This window comes from Mesorhizobium sp. WSM4983, assembly GCF_029625765.1.
Classification (GTDB): domain Bacteria; phylum Pseudomonadota; class Alphaproteobacteria; order Rhizobiales; family Rhizobiaceae; genus Mesorhizobium.
This window is the reverse complement of record NZ_JARTVM010000001.1, coordinates 1060144-1077493: the sequence shown is the minus strand read 5'-3', so window position 1 is coordinate 1077493 and position 17350 is coordinate 1060144. Positions and strand designations below refer to the sequence as shown.

The following is a 17350-nucleotide window of genomic DNA, read 5'->3' as shown; positions in this document are numbered from 1 at the left end:
CCCATCAACCGGGCCAACAATGAGAGGAAAAAACATGCGCATGCCCAGACTCACCGCTTTTCTGACGGCGACCGCCGTTTTCGTCTCAGCATTCACGTTTGCCGCCCAGGCCGCCGAGGAAGTGCATGTGCTCAACTGGAAGGGCTACGGCGCCGACGAGCCATGGGCGGTCGCCAACTTCGAGAAGGCGACCGGCTACAAGGTCGTCAATGACTTCTTCAACTCCGAACAGGAGATGCTGACCAAGCTGAGGACCAATCCCGGCCTCTACGACGTCGTCATGATCAACGCCGCCTTCAACGACCAGGCGATGGCCGGCAAGCTGATCCAGCCGATCGATACGTCGAAGCTCTCGAACTATGCCGATATCGCCAAGGACAAGGCCGGCTCGCCGATGCTGAACCATGACGGCAAGGTCTATGGCGTGCCGTGGGTGTGGGGCCTGACCGCTCTAGCCATCAACGAGAAGTCGTTCGACAAGCCGCCGACGAGCATCGCCGAGATGTGGGATCCGGCACATAAGGGGCGCGTCATCATCCGCGACGACGCCGTCGAGGCGGTGCAGTTCGGCGCCATCGCATCGGGGCAGAACATCAACGACATCAAGGATATGGGCGCGGTCAAGGCGAAGCTCACCTCGCTGATGCCGCAGATCAAGACCTTCTGGAGTTCGGAGAACGACTGGAACCAGATGGTTGCCTCCAACCAGATCGATATCGGCACCTACTGGAGCGGCTCCGCCGACCGCGCCAAGACGCATTTCAAGCTGCCGGTCTCGCTGGTCATCCCGCAGGAAGGGGCCGTCGCCTGGCTGGACGCCTTCTCCATCCCGGCCGGTTCCAAGAATGTCGCCGGCGCCGAGGCCTTCATCAACTACATGATCGACCCGAAATTCTATGTCGAATGGGTCACCAAGGTCGGCGCACCGGTTTCGGCCAACACCAAGGCGGTCGAGGCGCTGCCCGAGGACGCATTCAACCGAAAGGTCATGGGCAGCCCAGAGGTCGCCAAACGTATCCAGTTCCAGGCGCCGGTCACGGATGAGCAGCGCGAGAAATACCTGGCACTTTGGCAGGAGCTGAAGGTCAACGTGAAATAGTTGGCGTCTTACGGGGAGGGAACGCATCATGGCAGAGCAGCTCGCGACCGGTTCGCGCCGCGGACTGCGGCCAGCCCTGCCGCTTCTGCTTCCCGCTTATCTGTGGTTGACGGTGGCGATCTTTCTGCCGCTGTCGGCCATGGTGTTCTTCTCCTTCATGACCGATCTGCCGCTGGCCGGGAAGGAGTGGTCGTTCACGCTTGGCAACTACGCCGCCTTCTTCTCGCAAAGCCTTTATCTGACACTTCTTCTGGCTTCGCTGCGGCTCGGCCTTGAGGTCACGCTTTGGTGCGTCGTCATCGGATATCCGGCGGCTTACGTGCTGGCGAAGGTTCTTAAAGGCCGCAGCCGCGAGGCGATCTTCCTGCTGGTCATCCTGCCTTTCTGGTCGAACGGGCTGGTGCGAATCTTCTCCTGGGCCATGGTGCTGCGTGAGGGCGGCATTCTCGACACCACGCTCAATGCGGTCTTGCCGTTCAAGATCAATATCGATCTCATGTATTCCTACCCGGCGGTCATCATCGGCCTGGTGCACTCCTACGTGCCCTATATGGTGCTGACCTGTTACCTCACGCTGCAGGCGATCGACGACTCGCTGATCGAGGCGGGCCGCTCGCTCGGGGCTTCGCGGCTGCAGGTGCTCAAGCGGGTGATCATCCCGCTGTCGATGCCCGGCCTGATCGCGGGTGCGGCGCTGATCTTCGTGCCGGTCGTGGGTTCTTTCATGGAGCCGCGCATCCTCGGCGGCCGCACCGGCACTTTCTACGGCACCGTCATCGAGGACCAGTTTGTTGCCGTCTTCAACTGGCCACTGGGCGCGGCACTCTCCTTCATCCTGCTTGCCGTCGTGCTGGTCATCCTGGCGCTCGCGGCACCGGTCTTGCGGAGGGCCGGCTGATGGCGACGACGCGCATTCTGGAATGGGTCGGGCGCTTTTACATCTTCCTGTTGCTCGGCTTCCTCTATCTGCCGATCATCATCATGGCGCTGATGTCGTTCAACGCCTCGCCTTTTTACCAGCTGCCGTTCGAGTGGACGACGGACTGGTATGCTTCGCTCGCGCAAAACGACCAGCTGATCGCGGCGACCTGGAACAGCATCGAGATCGCGATCATCACGACGATCCTTTCAACGCTGCTTGGTTCGATGGCGTCGCTAGCGCTCTATCGCTACGAATTCCGCGGCAAGAAATTCCTGCAGGCGCTGCTGTTTCCGCCGATCGCAATTCCGTGGCTTATTACCGGCACCGCGATGCTGATCTTCTTCTTCGGCATCGGCATCGGCCGCGGGCTCATCGCAATCCTGCTCGGCCATGTCGCGCTGGCGCTGCCCTACGTCATCGTCGTCGTGTCCGCCCGCCTGCAGACCTTCGCGCCGGAGCTGGAAGAAGCGGCGCGTTCGCTCGGCGCCAATCAGTGGCAGGTTACCGTGCGCGTAACTTTGCCCTGGATCATGCCTGGCGTGATCGCCGGCGGACTGTTCGCATTCGCTGTCTCGTTCGACCAGTTCGTGGTCTCGTACTTCCTGTCGACGCCAGGCCAGACGACGCTGCCGGTCGAAATCTACGCCGCGATCCGCAAGGGATTCACGCCCGAGATCAACGCGGTGTCGACCATCATCATCGTGGTGTCGATGGCGCTCATGCTGCTGACGGCGCGCTTCTTCAAATTCGGCGGAGATAAATAATGGCCGGCGTCCAGGTATCGAACGTCTCCCGCAGTTTCGGCGCGCACAAGGCGCTGGACCATGTCTCGATCGACTTTCCCGACGGTGGCTTCTATGCGCTGCTCGGGCCTTCGGGCAGCGGCAAGACCACGCTGCTCAGGCAGATCGCCGGCTTCGACTTTCCGGATACCGGCCGCATCGCCATCGGCGGCGAAAGCGTCGAGCGCGTGCCGGTGGAGAAGCGGCGCATCGGCATGGTATTCCAGAACTATGCGCTGTTTCCCAATATGAGCGTCGCCGACAACGTCGCCTTCGGCCTTTCGGTGCGCGGCGAGCCGAAGGCGACGGTCGCTACGGAAGTGCAGCGGGCGCTGGATCTCGTCCAACTCGGCAAGCTCGGCGGCCGGCGGCCGCACCAGCTCTCGGGCGGCCAGCGGCAGCGTGTGGCGCTGGCGCGCGCCATCGTCACCAAGCCGCGCGTGCTTTTGCTCGACGAGCCGCTCGGCGCGCTTGACAAGGCGCTGCGCGTCGACATGCAGATCGAGCTGAAGCGCATCCAGCGCGAGATCGGCATCACCACCATCTTCGTCACCCACGACCAGGAAGAGGCGCTGACGATGAGCGACCGCATCGGCATATTGCGCGACGGCCGACTGGTGCAGGAGGGGCCGCCCGAGGAGATCTACGACAGGCCGCAAAGCGAGTTCGCCGCGACCTTCCTCGGCGACGCCAACATCTTTCGCGGCGATGCGATCGGCAACGGCATCAGGCTGCCCGACGGTACAGCAATCGCCGCTGCGTCGGGTGCGTCTCTCTCGGCCGGCGCCAAGGCGAGCTGCGCCGTGCGGCCCGAGCGCATCCAGATTTCAACCGGCTCTGCAACGTCCGAGGCGGGATATGCTAACACGGTCAGGGGCCAGGTTTCAAAACGCATCTTCGCCGGCAACAACAGCACCTATTTCGTCGACCGCGATGGACAGACGGTGAAGGTCATTGTCCAGAACACCGGCGCCGAGCGGCTGGCCGAAGGCCAAGAAGTGATGCTCAGCTGGTCGCCGGAGAGCACGGTGCTGATCGCCGCGTAAGCCGGATCCACCGGTCCCTGATGGGAAATGATGGCGCGGCCCTTGGCTGACCGCCTGATCCTGGCGTTAAATCCAGTCCTCGACGGGAGGAATGGATGGCGAGCATGGATTTCGAGCCGGACGTGAAAGTCCGAGTCAAGGAGTACCGGATCGGCTGCATCGGCGCCGGCATGATCATGGCCGAGTGCCATCTCGCCGCCTACGCGCAAGCCGGCTTTCCGGTGGTGGCGATCGCCTCACGAACCAGGACGAATGCCGAAAAGGTCGCCGGCCGCTGGGGCATTCCGACCGTCTGCGATACGCCGGAGCGGCTGATCGAAGACAGCCGCGTCGAGATCGTCGACCTTGCCTTCCCGCCGGACCAGCAGCCCGCGCTGATCCGCCATGCACTGAACCAGCCGCACATCAAGGCGATTCTGGCGCAGAAGCCGCTGGCGCTCTCGGTCGAGGAAGCGGTGAAGCTGCGCGACGAGGCGGCGGCCTCCGGCAAGATCCTCTCGGTCAACCAGAACATGCGCTACGACCAGTCGATGCGCGTCTTGAAGCAGATCATCGATAGCGGCGCGCTGGGCGAGATCGTCTTCGCCGAGATCGACATGCATGCCATCCCGCACTGGCAAACCTTCCTCGCCGGATATGACCGGCTGACGCTCGCCAATATGAGTGTGCACCACCTCGACGTGCTGCGCTTCCTGTTCGGCGACCCTGACGAAATCACGACGCTGACGCGCAGGGATCCGCGCACCAAGTTCGAACATTCCGACGGCATCACCGTTTCGACGCTGCGCTTTCCCTCCGGCGTGCTCGCGGTGTCGCTGGAGGACGTCTGGTCCGGCCCGCGTCAGGAAGGCTATTCCGACGACCAGCATATCGACTGGCGCGTCGATGGCACCAAGGGTGTCGCCAAGGGCACGATCGGTTGGCCGAAGGGCGTCGCCTCGACGCTGACCTACGCCTCGACAGAGACGACCGGCGGCAAATGGGTCAGCCCGAGCTGGGAGACGATGTGGTTTCCGCATGCCTTCATCGGCGTCATGGAGCAGCTGCAATATGCGCTCAAGACCGGCACGCCGCCGGCGCTTTCCGTTGCCGACAACGTCAACACCATGGCGCTGGTGGAGGCCGGTTACCGGTCGATAGCAGAGGGCCGCACCGTCAGGCTGTCCGAAATCCCTGTCGACCGGGCGACTAAGAAACGGGGCAATTGAATCGCTTATCGGGAGGACTTCACCTCATGATGCAGGCAGGTATCTTCACAGGCTATTTTCCGTATGAGCTCGAGGAGGTCGCCAGGCGCATCCGGGCGCTCGATTTCAACACCGTGCAGCTCGACCTGCATTTCAAGGATATCGACCTCTCGGCCGGACAGATCACCAGGGACAAGGCGAGGCGGGTGCGCGATACGTTCCGCGACCACAACCTGCCGGTTTGCTGCGTGTCCGGCTACACGAACATCATCCACCCGGACAGGGCCGAGCGCGAGCGGCGGCTTGCCTATCTGAAGGAGATCATCCGGAAAGCGCGCGATTTCGGCTCGCCTTACGTGATCTCGGAAACCGGCACCTACAACACCGAATCCGACTGGGTGCATCATCCGAAGAACAAGACCGAGGAAGGTTTTGAGGAGTGCCGCAAGGTGATCTCGGATCTTGCCCAGACCGCCTACGAGCACGGCGCGGTGTTCCTGCTCGAAACCTACGTCAACAACGTTGTCGGCTCGGTCGAGGAGACGGTCAGGATGTTCGCTCAGGTCGATCATCCCGGCCTCGGCCTGTTGATCGACCCGACGAACTATTTCGAGGCGCACAACATCGACCGCATGGATCAAGTGCTGAACCAGGTGTTCGACACGCTGACGGACAAGATCAAAATCGCGCATGCCAAGGACGTGAAGCGTTCGGGCGGCGACAAGACGGAGAAGCATGCCGATATCGGCGACGCGGAGGCGCATGAGGGGCTGACCTTCCGCGGCGTCGGCGAGATCGAACTGCCGGCGCCGGGGCTCGGCGTGCTGAATTACGATCTCTATCTCAAGCGTCTCAGCGAAAAGCACCCGAACATCCCGGTAATCATCGAGCATCTCGACGAGGAGGACGTGCCGCGCGCCAAGAAATTCCTCGACGGGAAATTCCGCGCCAACGGGCTTTAATGACGATGACGACCACCGGTACGAAGCGCGACTACAGCCTTGTCGGCGAGAGCACGCGGCTTGCGATAGAGACCGGACTTGCATCGGCCGAGTGGTACCACACCGACGTGCCGCGGAAGGTGATGAAGGAGCTGATGCAGCGTTGCGACGGGCCGGCGATCCGCGATAGCGTCATCTGGATCTCGGCGATCCTGGGCTCAGCCGCCGGCATTATCTGGTTCTGGGGCACGTGGTGGGTCGTGCCATTCATGTTCGTCTATGGCGTGCTCTATGGCTCGTCGAGCGACTCGCGCTGGCACGAATGCGGGCACGGCACCGCGTTTCGCACGCGCTGGATGAACGATGTCGTTTATCACATCGCCTCGTTCATGCTGATGCGCAACCCGGTGCAGTGGCGCTGGAGCCATGCCCGTCACCACACCGACACGATCATTGTCGGCCGCGATGCCGAGATCGCCGTTATGCGGCCCCCGGACCTCATCAAGGCTGCGCTCGCCTTCACGGGCATTCTCGACTTCCGCTATTCGCTGCCCACGCTGGTGCGCCAGGCCTTCGGCAAGCTGTCGGACGACGAGAAGAGCTACGTCCCGGAGATGGAGCAGCATAAGGCGGTGATCGCGGCGCGCTGGCACATCGCGGTATACGTCGCGACGATCGCTGTGGCGATCGCGCTTAGGTCATGGATACCGCTGGTGCTGATCGGCTTGCCGCGGCTCTACGGCACCTGGCACATGGTGACGACCGGCCTGCTGCAGCATATCGGGCTGGCCGACAACGTCACCGACCATCGGCTCAACACGCGCACGGTTTACATGAACCCGATCAGCCGGTTCATCTACTGGAACATGAACTACCATGTGGAGCATCACATGTTCCCGATGGTGCCCTATCATGCGCTGCCCAGGCTGCATGACTTGATCAAGCACGATTTGCCGGAGCCGAGCCCGTCGATGTGGCATGCCTATCGCGAGGTCTGGCCGGTGCTGGTCAGGCAGCTGAAATACGAGGACTATTACCTCAAGCGCGAATTGCCGCCGACGGCCAAGCCTTACCGCGGCGATTCCACGATCTCGACATAACGGCTGCGGCTGCCGAATAAGGTCGGTGCGCGCGGCAGTTGTGCGAACCCAATCAGGAGAAGGACGATGGCGGAGTGGGTCGAAGCTTGCGCGGTCGACGAGGTGGATGAGGAGGACGTGATCCGCTTCGACCATGGCGGCCGCACCTTCGCGATCTACCGCTCGCCTGACGACGAGTTCTTCGCCACCGACGGTTTCTGCACGCATGAAAAGGCGCATTTGGCCGACGGGCTGGTGATGGACGACATCATCGAATGCCCGAAGCATAATGGCCGCTTCAACTATAAGACCGGCCAGGCCAAGGGCGCGCCGGTCTGCGTCAACCTCAAAACCTATCCAGTCAAGGTCGAGGCCGGCAAGGTGATGATCGATATCGGCTGAAGGCAAGCGGAGCGCATCGCGGCGTTCTCGGAAAATGTCGGCGACGTCAACAGCGGCGCCTATCCGGAAGACCGGCACATCGTGCATATGGATCCAGACGAGCTCAGGCGTTTCATGAAGAAAGTGGACGCAAGAGCCTGAACGGGCACTGCGATGGGTCTGCCTGGGTTCGCCGCCAAGTGCGGCAGGTATTGGGCCGGCCTCGCGGCCCGAGCCGGTAAGCTTTCGTCGAGAGATCGGCGCCTATTTCCGTAGCTTGACCACGCCCATCAGGACCTCCGGATAGGTTGCGGCCATCATCCCCTGATCGGCCTGCGCGGCAAAAATGGCGGTGCACCGTTCGGCGCTGAATCGGAAACGGCGTCTGTATTTTTCCTTGTTGAGAATGATCCCGGAGAGGCCGTCGAATTTGCGGAGCAATCGCTTGCGCAGACCTCTCGTCCAGAGCGGACGCTTGAACCGATCGAGCCAGGGCGTATCTTTCGCCAGGTTGCGATAGATCGCCATCGCGGCGAGTTCCACTCCTTCAGGGCTTGGCCACCACGGCTTTCCGAAGGTGAAATGACGCGCGAAGGCTCTACTGAAGGGTATCTGGCTGGAATAGTTGGTCTGCAGATTCCAGAGCGGATGCATCGTTTGCCAGCGTCCGGCAAACGCTATGTTGAGCGCTCCCTGATCGAGCTTCGGTACCCGCCGCAGCGCCAGTTCGCGCGCCCGCTCCAAGAGCCCCTCGGCGCGGATCATTGGCATGTTCAGCACCAGTATGCCGGCGTTGAAATGCGATGAGCCGGGCTCCATCTCAAGAGACTCACGGCAGCTCGGATCGAAATAGGTCTGTTCGTCATGGGCCGCCAAGAGTGGGGCATTCAGTTCAACATCGGCCAAGTCGGTGATCGACCGGTTGAAGATAACATCGGTGTCCACATAGACGAGCCTGTCGTAGGGCTCGAATACCGCCAGCTTGTCGGCAAGCAGGCGAATGTAGGTTGCTACGCTGAGGTGACCGGGATCGAAATCGAATTCCTTCATGAGATCGGACACGTCGACGATCTTGACGGCAGCCCCGAGCAATCGGTCCGCGACCGCCAAATCCTCAGTTCCGGCGCCGATATGAAGGATGAAACCGTCGATAGGCGCAGATACGTCCAGTATGCGCCGCGCGCCCAGAACAGCGTATGGGAAATTTTTTGCGTCTGCCGCCAAGACGAAGCAGGAACGATGCAATTGAGCCACCCCTTATATGCCCTTGGCTCTTCATATCCGAACTCATCGTGCAACCCAAGAGGGTGCCGAGGGCGCCGTCCGGCGGGCCCATAAGCGGCGGAGCCCGGCCATCCGATTCGGGGCGAGCGGCCAGTTGGCCTGAGGGTTGGCTTGGGCGGGTGGTGATCTCGATCGTCCGCAACGATGCGGTGTCCTGATCTCGTTTAGTCGAGCAGTATTTGGTGCACCGCAGGGAGCCAATACCCGTCGGCGAGCACCGCATGGAGCGCATCGGCATGGGATCCGAGCGGCCGGTCTTCCTTAAGCGTCGGCACATGGGCGCGGACGGCCGCGTGGATCGCGCTGGTGGCCGGCGCAAGTGTCAGACCTTCGCGAAGATCGACGGCCTGTGCGGCGGCCATAAGCTCCAGGGCGATCAGCCGCCGCCACAGTACGATCATCTCGACGCATTTGGCGACGGCGAGGGGAGTCTGCGTCGCATGATCCTCAACACCTTCGGACACGGGCAGGAAGTCGAGCATCACCGGATTGGCCTTGTGGCGGATGGCGGCCAGGATCGCCGTCACCGTCTTCTGCAGCGGCACGAAGCCGGCGGACGCGCCGCCGATTGGCGACAGATATTTCGGCAAGCCGTGGCGGGTTGAGCCGGTGAGCTGGATGAAGCGCGCGGCCGACGCCGCCGCGCATTGCGCAATCGCCAGACCTAGCGTCTCGAAGGCGAGCGACAGCGAGGCGGTGTGGAAATTGCCGGTCGACAGCACGAGTGAGTCGTTGGCGAGCACCAGCGGGTTGTCGGCGGACGCGTTGAGCTCGATCTCGACCGTGAGCCGGGCATGGTCGATCGCCTGGATGAGCGCGCCGTGGATCGAGGGCATGCAGCGGATCGACAGCGGATCCTGAAGGGTGGTCGGCGCGGGCGTCCCGTCGCGGGTGAGCAGGTCGCGCAACGCCTTTGCCGCTACCTGCTGGCAGGCGGCCGGCCGCGCCAGATGCAGGCGCGGGTCAAGGATGGTGCGGTTGGCCCCGAACGCTTCCATGGTGAGCGCGCCGGCCTGCTCCTGCTGTTCGAGTGCCGACAGCGCGTCGACGAGCGCCAGCGCGCCGGCGCCGGTAGAAACCGCGGAAGCGTTGATCAGCGACAGACCATCCTTCGGTGCCAGGCTGACTGGCGCAAGCCGCGCCATCATCAGCGCCTTTGCCGAAGGCATGCGCCTGCCCTGATAGTCGGCATCGCCTTCGCCGATCAGCGTGTGGGCTATCGCGGTCATCAGCACCAGGTCGCCGGCGCCGATCGAGCCCAGCGACGGCATCACCGGATGGATGCCGGCGTTGAGCAGATCGACAAGCGCGGTGAGGACATGCGGCGACAGGCCGGAGCCGCCGGCGGAAAGCATGGCGATGCGGGCAAACATTGCGGCGCGCACGAGCTGGGCGGGCAATGGGTTTCCCACCGCAGCTCCGCGTCCGTCGAGAAGCTGGCGCTGGAAGGCACCGGCATCGCCTTCGACAGCCGTGCCGAGATTGGCGCCCAGCCCGGTGTTCAGCCCATAGATCTGCTGGCCGCCGGCAGCGGCGTCATCGAGGACCTGGCGGGCCTTGCCGAGTTTCTCGATGACCGCCGGCGTGATCTCGACCTTGCCTGCACTGCGCGCTACGGCGGCCACGTCCTCGATGCTGACGCCGGCGCCGGTGAGAACGAGCGGGGTCATGCGAAACGCAGCCTCTGGCCGATGCCTTGTTCCGCGGCTTTGGCCAGCATCGCCTTGCCGAGCGCGATGTCGGAGAGCGACAGACCCCGATGCCAGAACAGGATCGTCTCGCCGTCGCTTTGCCGGCCCGCTTTGTGCCCGGCAGCGATCTGGCCGAGCTCGGCATGCAGCGTCGCCTCGCTCAGCCGTCCCGTCTCGACATGGGCGCGCAGCGAGCCGAACTTGCCGCCCTTGCACTGACCCCAGTCGTCGACGACGATCTTTTGCATGATGTCGGTAAGCGAAAGCTCCACCGCGCTCATCGTGCCATAGGGCACGACCAGCGCGCCGCGCTTGATCCAGGCGGTCTTGAGCAGGGGTTGCGGTTCCGGTAGCCGCGAGGCTTCGACAACGATGTCGGCGCCTTCCACGCAGCTCTTCCAGTCGGCAACGGCGACAACCGGCTTGCCGAGGTCGGCGGCAAGCTTCGCGGCGAAAGCGTCGCGGCTTTCGGGGCGGCGCGAATGGACGCGGATCTCGTCGAAGTCGAACAGGTGATCGAGCAGTCGCACGTTCCAGTAGGCGGTGCCGCGCGCGCCGATGTGACCGAGCACCCTGGATGATTTCTTCGCCAGATGCTTGGCGCCGATGGCGGTGACCGCGCCGGTGCGCATATCGGTGATGACGGTGGCGTCGAGGATGGCGCGTGGCGCGCCGGTGCGCGGGTCGAACAGGTTGAGTATGCCGAATTCGGACGGCAGGGCGTGCAGGTAGTTGTCGACATAATCGCCGACGATCTTGACGCCGGCCGCATCGAGCGGCGCCACATAGCCGCGCAGCACGTTGAAATGACCGCGGAAGGACGGATCCGGCTCAAGATGGACGCGCGGCTCGATCACCGTCTGGCCCTTGCCCTGGGCGACGAGCCCGGCTTCGACGGCGCCGATGATCTCGGCATCGCTCAGGCCAAGGGCTTCAATGTCGAGAGCATTGAGGTAGTCGATATAGATCGGCTTCATGCATTTCCCTCGTCCGGCCCGCGCTCATCCATAACAGGCGGCGGGGCGACACGAAAGTTTGTTGGATAAGCTCTGGACTGGTTCAGCCTTATGCTGTTCAACCGGCGCGTCATGACCAGCATCCCCGAAAATGAGGCCGTATCCCAGCTCGTGCCGACGGCGGCGCGCCAGGCGCGGCGCGTCGCGCTGATCGTTGCCGTCGCCTTTTTCATGCAGTTGCTGGATTCGACGATCATCTCGACGTCGCTGCCCCAGATGGGGCAGTCTTTCGGCGTGCCGGCAGTGGCGATGAGCATCGGGATCACCGCTTACATGTTGACCATGGCGGTGTTCGTGCCGTTGTCGGCCTGGCTTGCCGACCGGTTTGGCGCGCGCAACATTTTCCTCGTCGCGATCGGGCTGTTCACGCTGGCGTCGATCGCCTGCGGCTACTCACAGAGCCTGACGCAATTCGTTGCCGCCCGCATCGTTCAGGGCCTCGGCAGCGCCTTGATGACGCCGGTCGGCCGCATCCTGGTGCTGCGCAACGCCGCCAAGTCCGAATTGCTTGCCGCCACGGCGCTGATCACCTGGCCGGCCTTGTTCGCGCCGGTGATCGGGCCGATGCTCGGCGGGTTCATCACCACCTATCTGTCCTGGCACTGGAACTTCTTCATCAACGTTCCGCTCGGCCTCGCCGGGCTGCTGCTTGTCGCGCGCTTCGTTCCGGGCGATCGCGAATCCGAGACCAGGCCGCTCGACTGGCCGGGATTCTTCCTCACCGCGCTCGGCCTCGCCGCGATGCTCTATGGGCTGGAACGGCTTGCGCATCCCGAGGATGGCATGCTGCCGACAGTGGGCCTGGTTGCCGCCGGCGTCGCGGTCGGCTGGGTCGCCGTGCGGCACTTGCGGCGGGTGACGCATCCGCTGCTCGACCTGTCCCCCTTCAAAGTGCCGACCTTCGCCATCTCGACGCTCTCGGCGGGCACGATCTTTCGCGTCGCCATCAACGCCACGCCGTTCCTGCTGCCGCTGCTCTTCCAGGTGGGCTTCGGCATGCGGCCGGTGGACGCCGGCCTGCTGATCCTGGCCTACTTCCTCGGCAACCTCGGGATGAAAGCGGTGACCACGCCGACGCTCAGACTCTTTGGCTTCCGCCGGGTGCTGGTGGTCAACGGGGTGATTGCCTCGCTTGGAATCGCGGCGTGCGGCGTGATTTCGCCGCAGACACCGCTGGCACTTGTCGTGGCGTTGATGCTGGTCGCCGGTCTGACGCGCTCGATGCAGTTCACGGCGCTCAACACGCTTGCCTTCGCGGATATCGGCGCGCCGCAGCGCAGCTCGGCCGCGACTTTGTCCAGCATGCTGCAGCAGGTGGCGATGCTGTTTGGCGTGGCCGTGGCCGCGGCGATCCTCAACCTGTCGCAGATCGTGCGCAGTGGCGCGGCGCCCAACCTAATAGACTTCAGGATCGCCTTTTTCGTGATCGGCCTGATCGGGCTGGTGGCAGCGCTGCGCTTTCTGGTCCTTCCGGCCCATGCGGGTGCAGAGGTCTCAGGCCATACCGGGCGGGACTGAAATGGGCTTGGAAGGCCGGCCTGCGCACGCCCGCGGCGGCACCGAACTTCTACGGCAAACTGTCGGGGCTCGGCACTTTTGTGCATCGCAATGACCCGGAGCTCATCGCCTCTGGCCCCGTCAAGGCGTGGAGGAATGACGACCGCTCCGCACCGACCAGCTGGGCGGATTTTCAGACTGAGCAGGGGTCTCCCCTTCTCCACAAGAAGGGAGAAGGGAAGGTTTGCTCTCTAATCGCTGCGCCTAAAATTACGGATGCGGTCGAACAGCACCGCCAGGATGATCGCGCCCCCGATGAAAGTGCCTTGCCAAAAGGCGTTGATGCCGAGCAGGCCGAGGCTGTTGCGGATGACCTCGATCAGGGCGGCGCCGACGATGGCGCCGAACGCGGTGCCGACGCCGCCGGCGAGGTCGGCGCCGCCGATGACGGTCGCGGCAATCACCTGCAGCTCCATGCCGTTGCCGAGATTGGTGGTGACGGCGCCGAGCCAGCCGGTCTGGATGATGCCGGCGAGACCGGCCGAGAGCGCCGAGATCATGTAGACTGCGACCTTGATCTGGCGCACCGGAACACCGGTCAGTGTGGCCGCATGCTCATTGCCGCCGATGGCGAAGATATGCCGGCCGAACTTGGTCCAGCGCAGGATGAAGCCGGTGATCAACGCCAAAAGGATCATATAAAGCACCGGATTGGCGATGCCGAACACCCAGGCGCCGCCGCCCAGCGCCAGCAGCTTGTCGTGGTCCGGCCCGAACTGGAAGACGACGGTGTTGTTGGAGGCGACCATGGCGAGGCTGCGCGCCACCGACAGCATGCCGAGCGTCACCACGAAGGGTGGGAAACCGAGATAGGCGATGAGCACCCCGTTGAAGGCGCCGATGGCTAAAGCGGTGACGATCGAGGCCAGGATGCCGATTTCGATCGAATAACCGGCATGCATGGTGACGGCCAGCACCATCGAGCACAGGCACAGCACCGAGCCGACCGACAGGTCGATGCCGCCGGTGATGATGACGAAGGTCATGCCGAGCGCCACGATGGCGACGAAGGTGATGTTGCGGGTGATGTTGAAGAGGTTCTTCTGCGTGGCGAAAGCGTCGGTCGCGAAGGACAGGAACAGGCAGGCGAGGATAACCGCGATCACCACCCAGAAGGTCTGGTTGGCAAAGAGCCGTGAGAAGAATGTGTGCTGCTTCTGCGCGATCGTCTGGTCAAGGGTGACTGCCATTATCGACCTTTCCTGAGGCGTTGGACGCCCGATCCACGCGATTACGCAACCTGTTCGATGGCGCCGGTGATCAGCCCGGTGACTTCCTCGGGCGAGCTCGAGGCGATCTTCTTGTCGGCGACTTTCCTGCCGCGCCGCATGACGATGACGCGGTCGGCGACATCGAAGACGTCGGGCATGCGGTGGCTGATCAGCACGACGGCGATGCCCTGGTCACGCAGATGGCGGATCAGGTTCAGTACCTCCGCGACCTGCCTGACCGAGATCGCCGCCGTCGGCTCGTCCATCAGCACGATCTTGGCTTGCGACAACATGGTGCGGGCGATCGCCACCGCCTGGCGCTGGCCGCCCGACATCTGCTTGACGAGGTCGCGCGGCCGCGTCTCGGATTTCAGTTCGGCAAAGAGCTGGCCGGCGCGCTTGTACATCGCGGCGTAGTCGAGAATGCGGAAGGGGCCGATGCCGCGGCGCAGTTCCCGGCCGAGATAGACATTGGCGGCGGCCGTCAGATTGTTGCAAAGCGCCAGGTCCTGATGGACGATCTCGATGCCGTGCTGGCGGGCCTCGGCCGGCTTGTGCAGGATCAGCTCCTTGCCGTCCATGTGCATCGTGCCGTGACTGGGGCGGAAATTGCCGGCGATCATCTTGACCAGCGTCGACTTGCCGGCGCCGTTGTCGCCCATCAGGCCGACGACCTCGCCGGCCTCGAGCGTGAACGAGACGTCGTTCACCGCCTGGATGGCGCCGAAATGCTTCGAGATGTTGGCGAGTTCGAGAACCGACACCAGCCTTAAGCCTCCCCGTTTTCGTCCCTCGACTGCCTTGCCATAATTGCCGGCGCCGCAGGGGCCTCGCGCCTCCAACTCCTCCCGAGCAGGTGCGATAGACTCATTTAGGCAAATGCGGCCATGGGCGTCAATCAATTGTCGGGCGATTAATTTCGAGTCCCGTCGAAAAATCGGTTTTGTAGGACAAATAGCAATTGACGTTGGCAGCGAGCCGTTATTAGCTAGCATTGGAGGAAGAATTTTTCCGTCGCGGAATCGTTGCTCGGCGTGACGCGATGGGCAAGATTCAGGATCCGGCCGGCGCCCATTCGAGCTGGAACGGATCGGCAAATGCTTGTCGGCCCGGCTTGAGACACGAACTTTCGAGCCTATTCCGCGTGTTGCTTGCATCCGGGCCGATCGGTGTGGCGGGCACGTCGTGTCCGTCTGTTTTCAAGGGAGGACTGATATGAGGAAATCACTTTTGCTCGCCGCCGTCGCCGCCATGGCGCTGGGCGCCGGGCCGGCTTTGGCCAAGAAACAGCTCGTCATTGTCGTAAAGGGCCTCGACAACCCTTTCTTCGAAGCCATCCATCAGGGCTGCGAGAAGTGGAACAAGGAGAACGCCAGCTCCGAATATGAATGCTTCTACACCGGCCCGGCATCGACCTCGGACGAGGCCGGCGAAGCCCAGATCGTGCAGGACATGCTGAGCAAGCCGGACACGGCCGCGATGGCGATCTCGCCGTCCAACGCGCCGCTGATCGCGCAGACCATCAAGAGCGCCAATCCGTCGATCCCGATCATGACGGTCGATGCCGATCTTGCCAAGGAAGACGCCGCGCTTCGGAAGACCTATCTCGGCACCGACAACTATCTGATGGGCAAGCGGATCGGCGAATACATCAAGAAGGCCAAGCCGAATGGCGGCACGATCTGCACGATCGAGGGCAATCCGGCCGCCGACAACATCCTGCGCCGCGCGCAGGGCATGCGCGATGCGCTGTCGGGCAAGGAAGGCCTGCCGGCGCTCGCCGGCGAAGGCGGCTGGACGGAAGTGGCGGGTTGCCCGGTGTTCACCAATGACGACGGCGCCAAGGGCGTGCAGGCGATGACCGACATCCTGGCCGCCAATCCGAAGCTCGACGCTTTCGGCATCATGGGCGGCTGGCCGCTGTTCGGCGCTCCGCAGCCCTATCGCGACCTGTTCAAGCCGATGGCCGACAAGATCGCCAAGAACGAGTTCGTCATCGGCGCCGCCGACACGATCGGCGACGAGGTGGCTATCGCCAGGGAGGGCCTTGTGACCGCACTGGTCGGCCAGCGGCCGTTCGAAATGGGCTACAAGGCGCCGTCGGTGATGCTCGACCTCATCCAGGGCAAGAAGGTCGACGATCCGGTCTTCACCGGCCTCGACGAATGCACCAAGGATACGGTCGACACCTGCATCCAGAAGTAGGCTTCGATCCCCGGGGCGCCCTTCGAAGGGCGCCCCTCCACCTTTCGCCAGGACTATGGGCGCGGCCTTGCCGGGGCGGCGGAGCCAAGAGTTTTTGCGCCAGAATTTTCTTATCCCGGCAGAGTTTTTGCGGGCGTCTTGGAGCCCGCGACAGGAGGCACCGGAAGGCGGATGCCACGGGAAAAGTCTGGAAAGCGCTTAGCCGAGCCTGCACAGCCGGCCACGATACGACGACCCGAGGCGACGCGGATCGCCGGCCTCAGCGTGCACGCATCGCTCGCCGGCGAGATCGGCCTCAGGATCGTGCGCGGCGACTATCCGCCCGGAACTGTCCTGCCCAACGAAGCCAAATGGTCGGAAACCTTCAATGTCAGCCGCTCGGCGGTGCGCGAGGCCATCAAGATGCTGATGGCCAAGAGCCTGCTCGCGTCCCGCCCCAAGATCGGCAGTTGGGTCGAGCCGAGGGAGCGCTGGAACCTGCTCGACCGCGACGTGCTCGCCTGGTACGCGACCTCGCCTGACCGCGAGGTGTTTCTCAGAACGGTGCAGGAGTTCCGCCATATCATCGAGCCTGAGGCGGCCGCCTTCGCGGCGCTGCGGCGCTCCGACGAGCAGATGGTCGAAATCAGCCAAGCGTGCCGCGAAATGGGGGAGGCGGCGCATATCCAGGAGCGCACGCGCGCCGATACGCGGTTCCATCTCGCCATCCTGCGCGCCTCGGGCAATGAGCTGCTGGTGCCGCTAGGCGTACTGATCGAATCGGCGCTCGATCATCTCTTCATCTTCGTCACGCGCGAGCACAGCGACCAGCGGCGGGCCCAGTCCCTGCACGAGGCGATCGAGCGAAACATCCGCCTGCAGCGCCCGGCCGCGGCGAGAAGCGCGGTGCACAGGCTTCTCGCCAATACCGACGAGGTGATCGAGCTCTCGAGACGCTGACAGGCTTGGC

The 17350-nt window shown here is 63.4% G+C and carries 15 protein-coding genes and 2 pseudogenes; 12 read left to right on the top strand and 5 right to left on the bottom strand.

All coding sequences use genetic code 11. The features are described from left to right. The first annotated feature begins 34 nt into the window (after nucleotides 1-34). The 8 genes and pseudogenes from P9254_RS05280 to P9254_RS05245 all read left to right on the top strand — a co-directional run bounded on the left by P9254_RS05280 (nucleotide 35) and on the right by P9254_RS05245 (nucleotide 7458). Nucleotides 35-1099, top strand: coding sequence for an ABC transporter substrate-binding protein (locus tag P9254_RS05280; protein WP_066992230.1), 1065 nt, complete (start codon nucleotides 35-37; stop codon nucleotides 1097-1099). Nucleotides 1100-1127: 28 nt separating this feature from the next. Beyond that, the gene (locus P9254_RS05275) at nucleotides 1128-1997 is read left to right on the top strand and encodes an ABC transporter permease (RefSeq protein ID WP_066992233.1); all 870 of its coding nucleotides are present in this window, start codon (nucleotides 1128-1130) and stop codon (nucleotides 1995-1997) included. Beyond that, nucleotides 1997-2785, top strand: a complete 789-nt coding sequence (locus tag P9254_RS05270; RefSeq protein ID WP_067328872.1) for an ABC transporter permease — start codon at nucleotides 1997-1999, stop codon at nucleotides 2783-2785. The genes P9254_RS05275 and P9254_RS05270 overlap by 1 nt, the downstream gene beginning before the upstream one ends. Further along, entirely contained in the window at nucleotides 2785-3849 is a 1065-nt protein-coding gene (locus tag P9254_RS05265; protein ID WP_278054270.1) for an ABC transporter ATP-binding protein, read from the top strand. Before P9254_RS05270 ends, P9254_RS05265 begins: the two co-directional genes overlap by 1 nt. Before the next feature lie 95 nt (nucleotides 3850-3944). Next, nucleotides 3945-5057 carry a Gfo/Idh/MocA family protein gene (locus tag P9254_RS05260; protein ID WP_278054268.1) on the top strand — a complete coding sequence of 371 codons (1113 nt, stop codon included), beginning with the start codon at nucleotides 3945-3947 and terminating at the stop codon, nucleotides 5055-5057. 26 nt (nucleotides 5058-5083) lie between these two features. Then, the gene (locus tag P9254_RS05255) at nucleotides 5084-5998 is read left to right on the top strand and encodes a sugar phosphate isomerase/epimerase family protein (RefSeq protein ID WP_278054267.1); all 915 of its coding nucleotides are present in this window, start codon (nucleotides 5084-5086) and stop codon (nucleotides 5996-5998) included. Continuing rightward, nucleotides 5998-7097 (top strand): annotated as a pseudogene (locus tag P9254_RS05250) (fatty acid desaturase family protein). The gene P9254_RS05255 and the pseudogene P9254_RS05250 overlap by 1 nt, the downstream one beginning before the upstream one ends. A 46-nt stretch (nucleotides 7098-7143) precedes the next feature. Then, a complete protein-coding gene (locus tag P9254_RS05245) occupies nucleotides 7144-7458 on the top strand; it encodes a MocE family 2Fe-2S type ferredoxin (protein ID WP_095824968.1) in 315 nt (104 codons plus the stop codon). A gap of 243 nt (nucleotides 7459-7701) precedes the next feature. On the opposite strand, the gene P9254_RS05240 is transcribed toward P9254_RS05245, so the two are convergent. The 3 genes from P9254_RS05240 to P9254_RS05230 form a co-directional block, all read right to left on the bottom strand. Next, nucleotides 7702-8682 carry a glycosyltransferase family 8 protein gene (locus P9254_RS05240; RefSeq protein ID WP_278054264.1) on the bottom strand — a complete coding sequence of 327 codons (981 nt, stop codon included), beginning with the start codon at nucleotides 8680-8682 and terminating at the stop codon, nucleotides 7702-7704. A gap of 203 nt (nucleotides 8683-8885) precedes the next feature. Then, nucleotides 8886-10391, bottom strand: a complete 1506-nt coding sequence (locus P9254_RS05235; RefSeq protein ID WP_095802323.1) for an HAL/PAL/TAL family ammonia-lyase — start codon at nucleotides 10389-10391, stop codon at nucleotides 8886-8888. Next, nucleotides 10388-11389, bottom strand: coding sequence for an ornithine cyclodeaminase family protein (locus P9254_RS05230; protein WP_127216175.1), 1002 nt, complete (start codon nucleotides 11387-11389; stop codon nucleotides 10388-10390). The genes P9254_RS05235 and P9254_RS05230 overlap by 4 nt, the downstream gene beginning before the upstream one ends. A gap of 111 nt (nucleotides 11390-11500) precedes the next feature. On the opposite strand from P9254_RS05230, the gene P9254_RS05225 reads away from it, so the two are divergent. Together P9254_RS05225 and P9254_RS05220 are read left to right on the top strand one after the other, a co-directional pair. Next, the gene (locus P9254_RS05225; RefSeq protein WP_278054709.1) at nucleotides 11501-12946 is read left to right on the top strand and encodes an MFS transporter; all 1446 of its coding nucleotides are present in this window, start codon (nucleotides 11501-11503) and stop codon (nucleotides 12944-12946) included. Between the two features lie 5 nt (nucleotides 12947-12951). Beyond that, a pseudogene (locus P9254_RS05220) lies at nucleotides 12952-13056 on the top strand (amidohydrolase family protein); the annotation flags it as partial. Nucleotides 13057-13176: 120 nt separating this feature from the next. Here the strand turns inward: P9254_RS05220 and P9254_RS05215 are convergent. Both P9254_RS05215 and P9254_RS05210 read right to left on the bottom strand, forming a co-directional pair. Next, nucleotides 13177-14175 carry an ABC transporter permease gene (locus P9254_RS05215; protein WP_066992267.1) on the bottom strand — a complete coding sequence of 333 codons (999 nt, stop codon included), beginning with the start codon at nucleotides 14173-14175 and terminating at the stop codon, nucleotides 13177-13179. 41 nt (nucleotides 14176-14216) lie between these two features. Continuing rightward, nucleotides 14217-14960: an ATP-binding cassette domain-containing protein gene (locus P9254_RS05210; protein WP_066992363.1), complete on the bottom strand. Its 744-nt coding sequence runs from the start codon at nucleotides 14958-14960 to the stop codon at nucleotides 14217-14219. 451 nt (nucleotides 14961-15411) lie between these two features. Between P9254_RS05210 and P9254_RS05205 the strand changes: the two genes are divergently transcribed. After that, complete coding sequence (locus P9254_RS05205; RefSeq protein WP_066992270.1) at nucleotides 15412-16401, top strand: sugar-binding protein; 990 nt, start codon at nucleotides 15412-15414, stop codon at nucleotides 16399-16401. 171 nt (nucleotides 16402-16572) lie between these two features. Then, on the top strand, nucleotides 16573-17340 hold the full coding sequence (locus tag P9254_RS05200) for a FadR/GntR family transcriptional regulator (RefSeq protein WP_067328889.1): 768 nt from the start codon (nucleotides 16573-16575) through the stop codon (nucleotides 17338-17340). The last annotated feature ends 10 nt before the right edge of the window (nucleotides 17341-17350 follow it).

Excerpts from the sequence above, each read along its gene's own strand:
- P9254_RS05280 (WP_066992230.1), top strand. The coding sequence starts at position 35 with ATGCGCATGCCCAGACTCACCGCTTTTCTGACGGCGACCGCCGTTTTC.
- P9254_RS05275 (WP_066992233.1), top strand. The coding sequence starts at position 1,128 with ATGGCAGAGCAGCTCGCGACCGGTTCGCGCCGCGGACTGCGGCCAGCC.
- P9254_RS05270 (WP_067328872.1), top strand. The coding sequence starts at position 1,997 with ATGGCGACGACGCGCATTCTGGAATGGGTCGGGCGCTTTTACATCTTC.
- P9254_RS05265 (WP_278054270.1), top strand. The coding sequence starts at position 2,785 with ATGGCCGGCGTCCAGGTATCGAACGTCTCCCGCAGTTTCGGCGCGCAC.
- P9254_RS05260 (WP_278054268.1), top strand. The coding sequence starts at position 3,945 with ATGGCGAGCATGGATTTCGAGCCGGACGTGAAAGTCCGAGTCAAGGAG.
- P9254_RS05255 (WP_278054267.1), top strand. The coding sequence starts at position 5,084 with ATGATGCAGGCAGGTATCTTCACAGGCTATTTTCCGTATGAGCTCGAG.
- P9254_RS05245 (WP_095824968.1), top strand. The coding sequence starts at position 7,144 with ATGGCGGAGTGGGTCGAAGCTTGCGCGGTCGACGAGGTGGATGAGGAG.
- P9254_RS05235 (WP_095802323.1), bottom strand. The coding sequence starts at position 10,391 with ATGACCCCGCTCGTTCTCACCGGCGCCGGCGTCAGCATCGAGGACGTG.
- P9254_RS05230 (WP_127216175.1), bottom strand. The coding sequence starts at position 11,389 with ATGAAGCCGATCTATATCGACTACCTCAATGCTCTCGACATTGAAGCC.
- P9254_RS05225 (WP_278054709.1), top strand. The coding sequence starts at position 11,501 with ATGACCAGCATCCCCGAAAATGAGGCCGTATCCCAGCTCGTGCCGACG.
- P9254_RS05215 (WP_066992267.1), bottom strand. The coding sequence starts at position 14,175 with ATGGCAGTCACCCTTGACCAGACGATCGCGCAGAAGCAGCACACATTC.
- P9254_RS05205 (WP_066992270.1), top strand. The coding sequence starts at position 15,412 with ATGAGGAAATCACTTTTGCTCGCCGCCGTCGCCGCCATGGCGCTGGGC.
- P9254_RS05200 (WP_067328889.1), top strand. The coding sequence starts at position 16,573 with ATGCCACGGGAAAAGTCTGGAAAGCGCTTAGCCGAGCCTGCACAGCCG.